Source organism: Wenyingzhuangia heitensis (assembly GCF_011762155.1).
GTDB classification, from domain to species: domain Bacteria; phylum Bacteroidota; class Bacteroidia; order Flavobacteriales; family Flavobacteriaceae; genus Wenyingzhuangia; species Wenyingzhuangia heitensis.
In genome coordinates this window covers 29517-44032 of sequence record NZ_JAASQL010000004.1, presented here as the reverse complement: position 1 = coordinate 44032, position 14516 = coordinate 29517, and the positions used below count along the sequence as shown (strand labels likewise).

Annotated in this window: 13 protein-coding genes; 11 read left to right on the top strand and 2 right to left on the bottom strand. The window is 31.9% G+C overall.

All coding sequences use genetic code 11. From position 1 onward, the window contains the following. Positions 1-22: 22 nt before the first annotated feature. From rsfS to FHR24_RS12280, 7 genes are read left to right on the top strand one after another with little or no spacing between them, the layout of a single operon-like run. Entirely contained in the window at positions 23-394 is a 372-nt protein-coding gene (gene rsfS / locus FHR24_RS12310; protein ID WP_167189230.1) for a ribosome silencing factor, read from the top strand. A 16-nt stretch (positions 395-410) separates the two neighbouring features. After that, positions 411-2372, top strand: a complete 1962-nt coding sequence (gene ftsH, locus FHR24_RS12305; RefSeq protein ID WP_167189227.1) for an ATP-dependent zinc metalloprotease FtsH — start codon at positions 411-413, stop codon at positions 2370-2372. Positions 2373-2391: 19 nt separating this feature from the next. Further along, positions 2392-2985 (top strand): hypothetical protein, encoded by a 594-nt coding sequence (locus FHR24_RS12300; protein ID WP_167189224.1) that lies wholly within the window; start codon positions 2392-2394, stop codon positions 2983-2985. Between the two features lie 2 nt (positions 2986-2987). After that, positions 2988-3815 carry a phosphatidate cytidylyltransferase gene (locus FHR24_RS12295; protein ID WP_167189221.1) on the top strand — a complete coding sequence of 276 codons (828 nt, stop codon included), beginning with the start codon at positions 2988-2990 and terminating at the stop codon, positions 3813-3815. Positions 3816-3818: 3 nt separating this feature from the next. Next, entirely contained in the window at positions 3819-4472 is a 654-nt protein-coding gene (locus FHR24_RS12290) for a phosphatidylserine decarboxylase family protein (RefSeq protein WP_167189218.1), read from the top strand. A 16-nt stretch (positions 4473-4488) separates the two neighbouring features. Further along, positions 4489-4773, top strand: coding sequence for an acyl-CoA-binding protein (locus FHR24_RS12285; RefSeq protein ID WP_167189215.1), 285 nt, complete (start codon positions 4489-4491; stop codon positions 4771-4773). 11 nt (positions 4774-4784) lie between these two features. Beyond that, a complete protein-coding gene (locus tag FHR24_RS12280) occupies positions 4785-5390 on the top strand; it encodes a YceI family protein (protein WP_167189212.1) in 606 nt (201 codons plus the stop codon). Between the two features lie 52 nt (positions 5391-5442). On the opposite strand, the gene FHR24_RS12275 is transcribed toward FHR24_RS12280, so the two are convergent. Next, on the bottom strand, positions 5443-6255 hold the full coding sequence (locus FHR24_RS12275) for a UbiA prenyltransferase family protein (RefSeq protein ID WP_167189209.1): 813 nt from the start codon (positions 6253-6255) through the stop codon (positions 5443-5445). 119 nt (positions 6256-6374) lie between these two features. Here FHR24_RS12275 and gcvP point away from each other — a divergent pair, with 119 nt between their 5' ends. From gcvP to FHR24_RS15670, 4 genes are all read left to right on the top strand, one after another. After that, positions 6375-9218, top strand: a complete 2844-nt coding sequence (gene gcvP / locus FHR24_RS12270; RefSeq protein WP_167189206.1) for an aminomethyl-transferring glycine dehydrogenase — start codon at positions 6375-6377, stop codon at positions 9216-9218. Between the two features lie 377 nt (positions 9219-9595). Next, on the top strand, positions 9596-10594 hold the full coding sequence (gene pdhA / locus FHR24_RS12265; protein ID WP_167189203.1) for a pyruvate dehydrogenase (acetyl-transferring) E1 component subunit alpha: 999 nt from the start codon (positions 9596-9598) through the stop codon (positions 10592-10594). 15 nt (positions 10595-10609) lie between these two features. Then, a complete protein-coding gene (locus tag FHR24_RS12260; RefSeq protein WP_167189200.1) occupies positions 10610-12253 on the top strand; it encodes a pyruvate dehydrogenase complex dihydrolipoamide acetyltransferase in 1644 nt (547 codons plus the stop codon). 149 nt (positions 12254-12402) lie between these two features. Then, the gene (locus FHR24_RS15670; RefSeq protein ID WP_243846551.1) at positions 12403-13410 is read left to right on the top strand and encodes a TlpA family protein disulfide reductase; all 1008 of its coding nucleotides are present in this window, start codon (positions 12403-12405) and stop codon (positions 13408-13410) included. A gap of 53 nt (positions 13411-13463) precedes the next feature. On the opposite strand, the gene FHR24_RS12250 is transcribed toward FHR24_RS15670, so the two are convergent. After that, a complete protein-coding gene (locus tag FHR24_RS12250) occupies positions 13464-14468 on the bottom strand; it encodes a lipid A-modifier LpxR family protein (RefSeq protein WP_167189197.1) in 1005 nt (334 codons plus the stop codon). Positions 14469-14516 lie beyond the last annotated feature (48 nt).

Below are 14516 nucleotides of genomic sequence, written 5' to 3'. Positions count from 1 at the left end.
CTACAAAACTAAAGATTTTTTAATGTCTAAAAAACACGTAAGTACCGATCAGTTAATTTCTACAGTTATTAAAGCAATTGACGAGTTAAAAGGTCAAGATATTCAATTAATAGATTTAAGAGAAATTGACAATACTATATGCGACTATTTTGTAGTCTGCACAGGAACCTCTAACACCCACGTAAGTGCTATTTCTGGTTCCATTCAAAAAATAGTTGGAAAAGAAGCTCAAGAAAAACCATTTCATGTTGAAGGAGAAAGCCAAGCTAACTGGGTTTTAATGGATTATGTACATGTAATCGTTCATGTTTTTCAAAAACCAGTAAGAGAACTTTACGATATTGAAGGATTATGGGGTGATGCTAAAATCACTAAAATTTCTTCTGAATCTTAAAAAGCACGCTATTAAAATGAGTAAAGAAAATAACCAACCCAAACCTAAATTCAATTCCTATTGGATTTATGCAGCAATAATAGCTGTAATATTATCTTTTAATCTTTTTGGAAATACTACAACTAGTACTGATATTTCTAAAAATAAATTTGAAGAACTGTTAAGATCTAACAATATTGAAAACATTTCTATTGTTAATAAAGATTATGCAGAAATTCACTTAACTAAAGAAGCACAAGAAACCTATAAAGATAAAAATCAAGACAATATTTTGCCTTGGGCTCCAACCAAACCTGTATTAACGTATAACTTTGGTAGTTTAGAAAACTTTGAGAATCTTATCAACAAAAATAAAGAAAAGTATAATTTAACTATTGATCTTAAATTTGACAACAGAACAGATTTATTTGATTCTTTAATTGGATTTTTACCTTTTATAGTAATTCTAGGTATTTGGATCTTTATGATGCGAAGAATGTCTGGTGGTGCTAGCGGAGGTGGTGCTGGAGGTCAAATTTTTAACATTGGTAAATCTAAAGCCAAGTTATTTGACGAGAAACAAAAAGTAAAAGTTTCTTTTAAAGATGTTGCAGGACTGGTAGGTGCCAAAGAAGAAGTACAAGAAATTGTAGACTTTTTAAAGAATCCTGAAAAATACACAAACCTTGGTGGTAAAATACCTAAAGGGGCATTGCTAGTAGGACCTCCTGGAACAGGAAAGACCTTATTGGCAAAAGCTGTTGCTGGGGAAGCAGGTGTTCCTTTTTTCTCTTTATCAGGTTCAGACTTTGTAGAAATGTTTGTAGGTGTAGGAGCTTCTAGAGTAAGAGACTTGTTTAAACAAGCAGCTCAAAAATCTCCTTCTATTATTTTTATTGATGAAATTGATGCCATTGGTAGAGCCAGAGGAAAAAGCAACATGACAGGTGGTAATGATGAACGTGAAAACACGCTTAACCAATTACTAACAGAAATGGATGGTTTTGGTACAGATGTAAACGTTATTGTTATTGCAGCAACCAACAGAGCTGATGTATTAGACAAAGCTCTAATGCGTGCTGGTAGATTTGATAGACAAATTTATGTTGACCTACCAGATTTAAACGAAAGATCTGCCATTTTTAATGTACACTTAAAACCTTTAAAACTGGGTACCGATTTAAATGTAGATTTCTTAGCACAACAGACACCAGGTTTTTCTGGAGCTGATATTGCGAACCTTTGTAACGAAGCTGCTTTAATGGCTGCTAGAAAAGGAAAAGAATCTATAGACAATCAAGACTTTTTAGATTCTGTTGATAGAATTGTTGGAGGTTTAGAAAAGAAAAACAAAATCATTTCTGCTAAAGAAAAGAAAACAATTGCTTATCACGAGGCGGGACATGCAACCGCAAGTTGGATGTTAGAACATGCAGCTCCTTTGGTTAAAGTTACTATTGTACCTAGAGGACAATCTTTAGGAGCCGCTTGGTACTTGCCAGAAGAAAGAATGATTGTACAAACGGAGCAAATGTTAGATGAAATGTGTGCAACCTTAGCAGGTAGAGCAGCAGAAAAAATTATTTTCAATAAAATATCTACAGGAGCTTTAAGCGATTTAGAAAAAGTAACCAAACAAGCTAGAGCCATGGTAAGTATATATGGTTTAAGTGAAAAAGTTGGAAACTTAACCTATTACGATTCTAGTGGACAAGAATACGGGTTTACCAAACCTTATAGTGAAACTACAGCAAAGTTAATTGACGAAGAAATTAGCAATCTAATAGAAGCTCAATACCAACGAGCCATTACTATATTAACAGAAAACAAAGACAAGTTAACTGCATTGGCAGATCGTTTGTTAGAAAAAGAAGTTATTTTTAAGGATGACTTAGTCAAAATTTTTGGTGAAAGAGCTTTTTTAAGCGAAAGTGAAAAGCTAGAAAAAAAATTAAAAGAACAAGAAACTGAGGAAGAGACTTCTGAAGTGAAAAGTTAAAATTGAGGTACATTATTTAATGAGTTTATTTAGTAAATTTTTTAAAACTTCAAATACCAAACCATCATCTAAAGAGAAAAAAATTAACGAACAACCCGTTATTTTATCTTTAGATGATTTGTTTGTTAATAACTTTATTAACAAAGGAGGTAAGTTTTTATACTGTGTTTCTCAAGAAGAGGCTTTACAAACATTTAAAAGAATATTGTTAGAAAACAACTGGAAGAGTGTTTCTTGTATAAACAACGAGCTTAAAGAAGTTTGTATGATAACCGATACTAATGTAGCAGTATCTAACAAAGAATATCCTTTCTTTTCTACCTGTGAACATTTGGTTGCCGATTCGGGTAATATAATGTTATCCTCTAATCAAATTGGAGAAATGAAGCTGGGTGAACTAGACAGTAACTTTATTGTTTTGGCAAACACTAGCCAAATAGTAAAAAACATGGGAGAAGGTTTAACAGGAATTAAATCTAACTGTAAAAACAAAATTCCAACCAATATTTGTGACATTAGAAACTATATTTTAGATACTAAAAAAGACAATTTTTTAAGCTATGGGGTTTCTAATTCTAAGAATTTATATCTAATTTTAGTAGAAGATCTATAATTATGCTGCAAAGAGCTTGTTCAGGAATTGTTTTTGTTGCCATACTTATAGGAGCAACATTGTATAGTAGTATATCTTTCTACTTACTTTTTTTCTTTTTTATGATTGTCGCTATTTTTGAATTTCAAAAATTGAGCAATTACAAAACTCCTTTCTTTTATGTTTTAGGAACTTTTACTTTTTTGCTTTCTACAGGGGGTCTTAAAATTTTAAAAAATTACTTTCCAATAAACAACTTGTTTTCTAACGACATTACAAATGCAACCTTTATCTATGTTTTATTATTTTTTGCATTTTTAATTTTACTTTTTAAAAAACAACAAAACAACCCATTTACAGATTTAGGAATTATATTTCTAACCTTTTTATATGCTATTATTCCGTTTACCATTATTTTAGCAATTCCCTTTTGCAATGAAACAAACACTTATCAAGGATCTACTTTTTTAGGTTGTATAATTCTAATATGGTCTACAGATACTTTTGCTTATTTAACAGGAAAAGCTATTGGTAAACACAAACTTTATCAAAAAATATCTCCTAACAAAACCATAGAAGGTTCTTTAGGTGGATTGATATTTACATTAATTACAGCAACAGTATTGGCTCAGTATTTTACTCAATATTCTTTGTCAGAATGGTTGGGACTAAGTATTGTAATTAGTATTTTTGGTGGATTGGGTGATTTGGTAGAGTCTATGTTTAAAAGAGCAGCCAACATTAAAGACAGTGGAAATTTAATTCCAGGTCACGGTGGAGTCTTAGATCGTTTTGACAGTCTTTTATTTGCATCACCATTTATTTATTTTTATTTACAACTAATTTCATAAACCATGTTTCACAAAGAAGGAAAATTAATTATAACCGCAACAATTATTTTAGCTTTAATAGCTACTGATTTAACCTACTTTTTATTAAAAGATTTAGCTTGGTTACAATACATTATATATGCAGTAGCACTATTTTTTGTGTATATTATTTTACAGTTTTTTAGAAACCCTAAAAGACATACCAAAGTTTCAGACAATCACGTAGTAGCTCCTGTAGATGGTAAAGTAGTTGTAATAGAAGAAGTTTTTGAACCTGAATATTTTAAAGACAAAAGATTACAAGTATCTATATTTATGAGTCCTTTAAATGTGCATGTAACAAGATATGGTTTAAGTGGATTGATAAAATACAGCAAATACCATCCTGGTAAATATTTAGTAGCTTGGCATCCAAAAGCATCAGAAGAAAATGAGAGAACTACTATTGTGGTAGAAAATAAAACTTTTGGAGAAGTACTATACAGACAAATTGCCGGAGCACTTGCCAAAAGAATTGTAAACTACGCTGAAGAAGGACAAGAAGTGTTACAAGGAACAGATGCTGGATTTATTAAATTTGGTTCTAGAGTAGATTTATTCCTTCCGTTAGATGCTAAAATTAATGTATCTTTAAATCAAAAAGTAAAAGGAGCTGAAGATATTATCGCCTCTTTATAATACCCAATATCGTACTATGAGTAAAGATGCTTTATTGAGAGAACGTTTTGACAAAGCTGTAAAAATTGCTTTGAAAATGGATCCGTTACCACCCGATATTATGTTAGAGTTTTATGCTTATTTTAAACAAGCTACCAAAGGTGATCATTTTTTTAGTTTCAATGCACATCAAGAAAAAAAAGACCTTATAGATTCTTTTAAATTTAATGCATGGATGCAATTAAAAGGTATTTCGCCTAAACAAGCTCAAATAAAATACATTAGACTTGTAGAAAAACACAATAATATAACCATTAAATAAATCATATCAACATGAAAAAAATAGCACTTATTTTATTAGCTGTTGTTTCCCTTACAGCCTGTAAACAAAAAGAGAAAAAAGAAACCACAACAAGTAGTACTCCTACATATCAATTAGATGCAGAAACGGTAATTGTAAACTGGGTTGGATATAAATTCACAAACAAAACTGGAGTTAAAGGTCAGTTTCAAACAACCAATGTAACTAACAACAAAAAAGCAGCTACGTTAAACGAAGCTTTAACAGGTGTAGAATTTTCAATTCCTGTAAGTAGTATTTTTAGTAATAATGGTGTGAGAGATGCTAAACTAAAATCCCTATTTTTTGGAATAATGGATCATACAGAATTGTTATCGGGTAAAGTTACTAGTGTTACCGGTACAAATGGTATTATCTCTTTAACAATGAATGACGAAACTCACGATTTGCCATTTACATTAAACCTACAAAACAATACTGCTTATTTAAAAGCATCTATTAATATTAATGAATGGCATGCAGAAAAAGCTTTAGCATCTTTACACAAAGCTTGTGAAGTATTGCATACTGGTGAAGATGGTATAAGCAAGACATGGAATACTGTAGATCTTGATGCTGTTTTAAACTTTATAAAATAATACACAGATCAAATTCTTATAAAAAAACCTCTACAGCTTGTAGAGGTTTTTTTTATGTATATATCACAATTAAATAATATAAAATAGGTACTCCTTCTATCCAAAAAGAAGCATAATAGGTAGATTGTTTTGTTCTAGAGAACAACAACATTATTAGCAATACTATATTAACACATGTAAATTCCCAAAACCCATGATAACCAAAATTATAAAAATGCAACGCTGTAGACACAAACAGTAAAATACTCCCTAAAAATTTGGTGTTTTTCACTCCCAATACAATAGGCAATGTTTTTATTTTATCAATGTCAAAATTATAATCTCTTATATCAAAAGGAAGTGTTAAAGCAACTACAAAAAACATCAACTCTAAAAAATAAAGAAAGGTTTGCTTACTAAAATCTAACATAAAAAACACCACTACCCCAGCCCACACAAATGCAATAATAAAAATTTTTAATCCGGGAATATACCTCAAAGAATAACGTTCTCCATGTATATTTAAAAAACTAAAAGCATAAAATAAAGTCACAACCCCAAAGGGAATCAATCTTAATAATTCTAAAAATTTAAATTGAAAAAAAAGAATTATAGATCCCAAAAAAGCAACAACATTCATTACAACAATAGCCCTTTTGTATTGATTGCTAAAACGATCTAAAAGATGAACTTTTCCATATTTAAACCTATTTAAATATCTAATTAAATGATACGCAACAAACGTAGAAAAAGCTAATAAAAGAGATTCATAAAACACATCAACCTTAAAAAGGGTTCCGGTAATTTGTACCAAACAACAAACAGCAATAGACACATGCAAGTTGCTAAACACATAAAACTGAAACAAAATTTTAAAAATTTTCATTTAACAAATAGACTTATCAACAAAGTGATGCAAAATTGCTTAAAACATTTAATTCTTAATCAAAAATAAAACTTTTATTATCCCTATTTTTGTGTCTTTCAAATTTTTATTCTTTTCGCATGAAAACAGATGTTTTTGCTAACAGACATATAGGTCCAAATACAGAGGAACAAGCACAAATGCTTGCTCAAATAAATGTAAACTCAATGGAAGAACTGGTAAACTTAACCGTTCCTAGTGACATCCGTTTACAACAAGACTTACAATTAGATACCGCACTTAGTGAGTATGAATACATGGATCATATTCAAAAACTATCTGTAAAAAATAAATTATTTAAAAACTACATAGGTTTAGGCTACCATCCTACAATTACTCCTGGAGTTATTCAGCGTAATGTTTTAGAAAATCCAGGTTGGTATACTGCTTACACTCCATACCAAGCAGAAATAGCTCAAGGTAGGTTAGAGGCTTTGTTAAATTACCAAACTATGGTGACCGATTTAACAGGAATGGAAATTGCCAATGCTTCTTTATTAGATGAGGGTACAGCAGCAGCCGAAGCCATGATTTTGTTATTTAATACCAGAACCAGAACACAAAAGAAAAACAATGCATTGCAGTTTTTTGTATCAGACAATGTATTGCCACAAACTATTGATGTTTTAATTTCTAGAGCAACACCTTTACATATTGATTTGATTATTGGAAATCATGAAAACTTTAATTTCTCAGAAGATGTATTTGGTGGATTGGTTCAATACCCAGGTAAAAACGGAAAAGTAATTGATTATACTAATTTTGTAAAAAACGCAAACCAAGCAGAAGCTAGAATTGCAGTGGCTGCAGATTTATTAAGTCTAACACTACTAACCCCTCCAGGAGAGTGGGGAGCAGATATTGTAGTAGGAACAACACAACGTTTTGGTATACCTATGGGGTACGGAGGACCACATGCTGCCTATTTTGCAACTAAAGAAGCTTACAAAAGATCTCTACCTGGTAGAATTATTGGAGTTACTAAAGATCTAGATGGAAATCGTGCTTTGCGTATGGCTCTACAAACTAGAGAACAACATATTAAAAGAGAAAAAGCAACTTCCAACATATGTACTGCTCAAGTTTTATTAGCTGTTATGGCAGGTATGTATGGTGTTTTTCATGGAGCAAAAGGATTAAAACACATTGCCCATAAAATATTAAATCACACACATACACTTAACGTTACGCTAAAACAATTAGGTTTAGAACAAGTTAATCAAGTGTTTTTTGACACACTTAATATAACTGTTCCATCTGCAAGTAAAGTAAAAGAAATTGCAGAATTATTACATGTTAACTTTTTATACAACTCAGAAACATCTATTAGCATAGCTGTTAACGAAACAACTAACTTGCATGATATTAACGAGATTGTAAGAATTTTAGCCAAAGCTACCGGTAAAAACTTTACCGAAATTCATGAATTACAAGAAGTTGATGTAAAACCAGAATTCAAAAGAACTTCGGATTATTTAACTAATCCTGTATTTAACACCTATCATTCTGAAACAGCAATGATGCGTTATATTAAAAAATTAGAACGTAAAGATTTATCTTTAAATCACTCTATGATTTCTTTAGGATCTTGTACTATGAAATTAAATGCTGCCTCAGAAATGCTACCTTTAAGTTGGCCTAACTGGGGAAACATTCATCCTTTTGTACCCGTTGAACAAGCCCAAGGATATCAAGAAGTTTTGCGAGGTTTAGAAAATGATTTAAATGAGATTACAGGATTCTACGCAACTTCTTTACAACCAAACTCTGGTGCACAAGGAGAATATGCTGGACTTTTAGTTATAAAAGCCTATCACGAATCTAAAAACAATCATCACAGAAACATCTGTTTAATTCCATCTTCTGCTCACGGAACCAATCCTGCATCTGCAGTAATGGCTGGAATGAAAGTAGTAGTAACCAAAGCTACCGAAGATGGAAATATTGACATTAATGACTTAAGAGAAAAAGCCATTTTACATAAGGATAATTTATCTTGTTTAATGGTTACGTATCCTTCTACCCACGGAGTTTTTGAAAGTGGTATTAAAGAAATCACCCAACTAATTCACGATAACGGAGGACAAGTTTATATGGATGGTGCCAACATGAATGCACAAGTAGGTTTAACAAATCCTGCAACTATTGGTGCAGATGTTTGTCACTTAAACCTACACAAAACATTTGCCATTCCTCACGGAGGTGGTGGACCTGGAGTAGGACCTATTTGTGTGGTAGAGCACTTAGCTCCTTTTTTACCTTCAAACCCAGTAATTAACACAGGAGGAGAAAATGGAATTAAGGCCATATCTGCAGCTCCTTGGGGATCTGCATTGGTTTGTTTAATATCCTATGGTTATATTAAAATGTTAGGAGCTAAAGGATTAAAATCGGCTACTCAAAATGCTATTTTAAATGCCAATTATATCAAAACTAAATTAGAAGCAGAATACACTATTTTATATTCTGGAGAAAATGGATTTTGTGCTCATGAAATGATTGTTGACTTTAGACAATTTAAGACTAAAGGAATAGAAGTTGTTGATGTTGCCAAACGTTTAATGGATTATGGTTTTCATGCTCCAACGGTATCTTTTCCCGTAGCAGGAACCTTAATGATAGAGCCTACAGAAAGTGAAAACAAAGAAGAGTTAGATACTTTTATCAATGCTATGATAAGTATCAAAGCCGAAATTGATGAATTAGAAAATCACGATGAAAGTTCTATTCTTAAAAACGCTCCTCACACACAAAAAATGTTAACTTCTGATGAATGGAATTTTAGCTATTCTAGAAACAAAGCAGCTTATCCTCTAAAAGAAATAGCAGACAATAAATTCTGGCCTACGGTTCGTAGAGTTGATGATGCCTATGGTGATAGGAACTTAGTATGTTCTTGTGAACCTATAGAAAGTTATATGTAAACTAAAAAACACCTCTTACAAAAAAGGCTATCAATTAAACATTGATAGCCTTTTTGTTTGAATCTTCATTTTTTTTAAAAAACCACTTTTTTTTAAAATCTATTTTGACGATATTCAACAATAAAAAAACACTTCAAAAAACAAGATAAAACACTAAATAACAACAAGATAAACAAAACACCTATTACACCTCTCACGAAATTCAAACCTATGTTTTCTAAAAGGCTGTAAAATCTTAAAAGCGAGCACTTAAAAAAGTCGTTTCATATGTTTATTACTTAGTGATAATGTCTTATTTTTGCCTCTATTCGACGAATAAAAACACCAAACTATGTAGCAATACTTAGTTTACTTATTGTAATAATTTAAATTAAATCATGAAAGAAATCACCAAAGAAACCTACATCAACTGGTATAAGGACATGCTTTTCTGGAGAAAGTTTGAAGATAAATTGGCAGCAGTTTACATTCAACAAAAAGTTAGAGGATTCTTACACCTTTACAACGGTCAAGAAGCAATTTTAGCAGGATGTTTGCATGTTATGGAATTAGGAGGTAAAGATAAAATGATTACTGCTTATCGTAACCACGTACAACCAATTGGTATGGGAGTAGATCCTAAAAGAGTAATGGCCGAGTTGTATGGAAAAGTAACTGGTACTTCTCATGGTATGGGAGGTTCTATGCATATTTTCTCTAAAGAAAAAGGTTTCTACGGAGGACATGGTATTGTTGGTGGACAAATTCCTTTAGGTGCTGGTATGGCTTTTGGTGATAAATACCACAATACTGGTGGAGTTACTATTTGTTGTTTTGGTGATGGTGCTGCTCGTCAAGGGTCACTTCATGAAACTTTTAATATGGCAATGCTTTGGAAATTACCAGTTGTATTTATTGTAGAAAACAATGGATATGCAATGGGTACTTCTGTAGAGCGTACTGCAAACCACCAAGATATTTGGAAATTAGGTTTAGGATACGAAATGCCTTGTGGACCTGTAGACGGAATGGATCCTATTAAAGTTGCCGAAGCTATGGACGAAGCTATGGACAGAGCTCGTAGAGGTGATGGACCAACTTTCTTAGAAATGAAAACTTACCGTTATAGAGGTCACTCTATGTCGGATGCACAACATTATCGTACAAAAGATGAAGTTGCTGAATACAAAAAAATTGACCCTATCACTCAAGTGTTAGACGTTATTAAAAAAGAAGAATATTTAACTGAAGAGGAAATTAAACAAGTAGAAAAAGACGTGAAAGCTAAAGTTGCTGAATGTGAAAAATTTGCTGAAGAATCTCCATACCCAGACAAGCAACAATTATACGATATGGTATATGAGCAAGAAAATTATCCATTTGTAAAACATAAATAATCCAAGAAAAATAATATGGCTACAATAGTTACAATGCCACGTTTGAGTGATACTATGACCGAAGGTACAGTTGCTCAATGGCTTAAGAAAGTTGGTGATAAAATAGAAGAAGGAGACATTTTAGCAGAAATTGAAACAGATAAAGCTACCATGGAATTCGAGTCTTTTAACGAAGGTACTTTATTACACATTGGATTACAAGAAGGTGATACCGCTCCTGTAGATAGCTTATTAGCTATTATTGGTGATGAAGGTGAAGACATTACTGGATTGTTAGATGGTGACTCTGCACCTGCTGCAGAAGCTACTACTGAAGAAACTCCTGCTACTCCGGAAAAAGAAGAAGCAGCTCCTGCTACAGAAGCAGCTGCTATTCCTGATGGTGTAACAATAGTTACAATGCCAAGATTAAGTGATACTATGACAGATGGTACTGTAGCATCATGGTTAAAAAAGGTAGGTGACAAAGTAGAAGAAGGTGATATTCTTGCTGAAATTGAAACTGATAAAGCTACCATGGAGTTTGAATCTTTTAACGAAGGAACTTTATTATACATTGGATTGCAAGAAGGTGAAACGGCTCCTGTAGATAGTTTATTAGCTATTATTGGTGAAGCCGGAACTGATGTTTCTGCTGTTGCTGCTAACTTTGGAACAGCTCCTAGTACACCTGCAAAAGAAGCTCCTAAAACAGAAGCTCCTAAAACTGCTGCTCCTGCTCCCAGTAAAACGGAGACTCCTAAAGCAGCTACTCCTACGGCTACTAAAAAAGTAAGCGCTATTGATTCTGAAAATGGACGTATAGTTGCTTCTCCTTTAGCAAAAGCTTTAGCTGAAGAAAAAGGAATTAACTTAGCAAAAGTTGTTGGAACTGGTGAAGGTGGAAGAATTGTGAAAGTAGATATTGAAAACTACGTTCCTGCTACCGAAGCTGCTCCTTCTCCTAAAGCTACTGCACCTGCTGCACCAGTAGGAGAAGTTAGCCAAAGAGAAGAGAAAAACTCTAACATGCGTAAAGCTATTGCTAGAGCTCTAGATAAGTCTCAAACAGAAAACGTAAACTTTACCATCAGCTTAGATGTTGATATGGACAATGCTATTGCTTCTCGTAAGCAAATTAACGAATTGCCAGACACTAAAGTTTCTTTCAACGATTTAGTTGTAAAAGCTTCTGCAATGGCGATTAAAAAACACCCACAAATTAACACGGAATGGACTGTTGAAAAAACAATCTATAACGAGCATATTGCTATTGGTGTTGCTGTTGCTATTGAAGACGGACTAGTTGTTCCTGTAATTCCTTTTACAGATACAAAAAGTTTAACTCAAATTGGTGCTGAAGTAAAAGACTTAGCAATCAAAGCTAAAAACAAAAAATTAACTCCTGCAGAAATGTCTGGTAGTACATTTACGGTTTCTAACTTGGGTATGTTTGGTGTAGACAACTTTACATCTATTATTAACCAACCAAACTCTGCAATTTTATCTGTAGGTGGGATTAAACAAAAGCCTGTTGTAAAAAATGGAGAAATTGTTGTTGGTAATGTAATGAACTTAACATTGTCTTGTGATCACAGAACTATTGACGGTGCCGTTGGTGCAGCTTTCTTAAATACTTTAAAACAATTTATAGAGAATCCTGTTACTATGATTGCCTAAGCAGTTTTATATACATATTTAAAACACCTCTGTTATTGCAGAGGTGTTTTTTTATATCTTAGATTTTATAAACTTAAAATTTAGATTTCTCTTTTTTGGCTCGATATATGCTACAAAAAGGTCAATAGATTTACCATAGAAATTAAGAAATGAAGTATTTAAAAAAAATATTTGTGGCTAGTACAACGTTGTTAACAATTGCTTGTACCAACAGCCCTAAACACGCTAGTATAGAAGGAAAAATAGAAAACCTACCTAGCTCTATTACAGAAGTAGTTTTAAGAACTAAAGACAATGTAAAAAACATTAAAATAGAAAATGGAGTCTTTAAAGACACTATTAATATTGATGGTGAATTTGCATACTTTCAAATAGGAAACCAAGGAAAAACTTTATTCCTAAACAAAAACACCAATTTAGAAATTAATGTAGATGTAAATGATTTTCATAAAAGCATTCGTTATAGTGGTAACGGAAAAAAAGTAAACAATTATTTACTTAAAAGAGAATTAATCACCCAAGATGTATTTGAAAAATTAGACAGTATAAATAGCTTAGACAAAACTGCTTTTGATGCTTATATTAATACTATGGTTCAAAAAATTGAAGATTTATTAAAAAATCATTCAGACATAGACCCTTTAGTTAACAAAACTGAAAAAGAAAACTTAACTGTTTTTATAGAAAATCTAAACAATCAATACAATACAGTTAACGGTATTGATGCTAGCTTACAAAAAGGAGATACTTCTCCTGTTTTTGATTATGAAAATTACAAAGGTGGTTCTACCAAACTTTCAGATTTAAAAGGAAACTATGTTTATATAGATGTTTGGGCTACTTGGTGTCCTCCTTGTATCGCAGAAATTCCTTTCTTAAAAAAACTAGAAACTAAATTTCACAAGAAAAACATCAAATTTGTAAGTATTTCTGTAGACAATCCCAACTTAAAAGACAAATGGAAAAGCATGATTAAAGACAAAGATATGGGAGGTATTCAACTATTTTCAAATGGTGACAATAATTTTATGGAAGCTTACCAAATTACGGGAATTCCTCGTTTTATTTTGTTAGATACAGAGGGGAATATTGTATCTGCAAATGCTCCAAGACCTTCTAGTGATCAAATACACACATTGCTAAAAAACCTACCTTAATTCTAGGTTTAAAACAGTACGCTTAAAAGCGATATCTTTATTAGGTATCGCTTTTATAATTTAATCCCCAAACCAAAACCTCCCCACCAGTGAGATTGTTTTCCAAAAGAAAACTCTTGTGTTCTTCTTGTTAATGTATATTTTAAAACCAACACGTCTTTAATAATTAAGTTCATTCCTAAATTTACATCAAATAGAAAACTGTTTATTTTAGATCTGTCAACGGTATAAACAGAATTATCCAAAAACAAAGCTCCTTGTAACGTTGGGTTGTATATATTCCATCTAAAACCTGGCTCTACAAAAATATTAAATCTTGTTTTTCCATTTCTTTTATGATGATACCCTACTTTTTCGTTAAAATTTAATGATGAATTGCTATAATTAATATTTAACAAAGATAATTGTGTCCCTACATACAAATCTGAAATATAGTTACCAAAATTTCCCATTACACGTATTGATGGAATCACATAATTATGAGAAATGGCATCATTAAAAACATATAAATAATTCACCTTATAATTTATGGCCAAACTTCCTCCATTTTCTATCTGATTGTCCCAACCCATAGGCCTAGGTCTATCGGTTCCTAAAAACTTTTTCTTATGAATATAAATCTGAGCTCTTTTGGCCAAAGGCAATCCCAATGCACCAATAGATAGCTCTGAATAAAACACAGTATTTTTAAACAATTGTGTTCTTCCTAAACTTAAAAAAGTATAAGATGCATAGGGTCTATCACTTGTTATCACCTCACTATTACTAATATTAGTTGGCGTAAAAGATTGAAATCCAAAATTAAAATGATTGTAGTATTTTGGATTTTTTCCTGTTAACTTAAAAAAGGGTTGCCAAAATTTAAGCTCTTTAGTTACCACATCTAATCTTAACCCTGCTGTGTAATTATCATCTGTATTTTTAGGAGCAAAAAAAGCATCATTTTCATGGTAAAAAGAAGCTTGTTTTATAAACGAATCTCCTTTATTTTGAGAGAGTAAATTACCTGTAGAAAGTAATGTGATTGAAATTAGAAAAAGGTTGTAAAAATAAGACATAAAGTTGATCATTTAGTTATTCAAATATACCCGCTCTTCTTCTTTTTA

Bases quoted from the DNA above. Each gene is read 5' to 3' on its own strand.
- rsfS (WP_167189230.1), top strand. From the start codon at position 23: ATGTCTAAAAAACACGTAAGTACCGATCAGTTAATTTCTACAGTTATT.
- ftsH (WP_167189227.1), top strand. From the start codon at position 411: ATGAGTAAAGAAAATAACCAACCCAAACCTAAATTCAATTCCTATTGG.
- FHR24_RS12300 (WP_167189224.1), top strand. From the start codon at position 2,392: ATGAGTTTATTTAGTAAATTTTTTAAAACTTCAAATACCAAACCATCA.
- FHR24_RS12295 (WP_167189221.1), top strand. From the start codon at position 2,988: ATGCTGCAAAGAGCTTGTTCAGGAATTGTTTTTGTTGCCATACTTATA.
- FHR24_RS12290 (WP_167189218.1), top strand. From the start codon at position 3,819: ATGTTTCACAAAGAAGGAAAATTAATTATAACCGCAACAATTATTTTA.
- FHR24_RS12285 (WP_167189215.1), top strand. From the start codon at position 4,489: ATGAGTAAAGATGCTTTATTGAGAGAACGTTTTGACAAAGCTGTAAAA.
- FHR24_RS12280 (WP_167189212.1), top strand. From the start codon at position 4,785: ATGAAAAAAATAGCACTTATTTTATTAGCTGTTGTTTCCCTTACAGCC.
- FHR24_RS12275 (WP_167189209.1), bottom strand. From the start codon at position 6,255: ATGAAAATTTTTAAAATTTTGTTTCAGTTTTATGTGTTTAGCAACTTG.
- gcvP (WP_167189206.1), top strand. From the start codon at position 6,375: ATGAAAACAGATGTTTTTGCTAACAGACATATAGGTCCAAATACAGAG.
- pdhA (WP_167189203.1), top strand. From the start codon at position 9,596: ATGAAAGAAATCACCAAAGAAACCTACATCAACTGGTATAAGGACATG.
- FHR24_RS12260 (WP_167189200.1), top strand. From the start codon at position 10,610: ATGGCTACAATAGTTACAATGCCACGTTTGAGTGATACTATGACCGAA.
- FHR24_RS15670 (WP_243846551.1), top strand. From the start codon at position 12,403: ATGAAGTATTTAAAAAAAATATTTGTGGCTAGTACAACGTTGTTAACA.
- FHR24_RS12250 (WP_167189197.1), bottom strand. From the start codon at position 14,468: ATGTCTTATTTTTACAACCTTTTTCTAATTTCAATCACATTACTTTCT.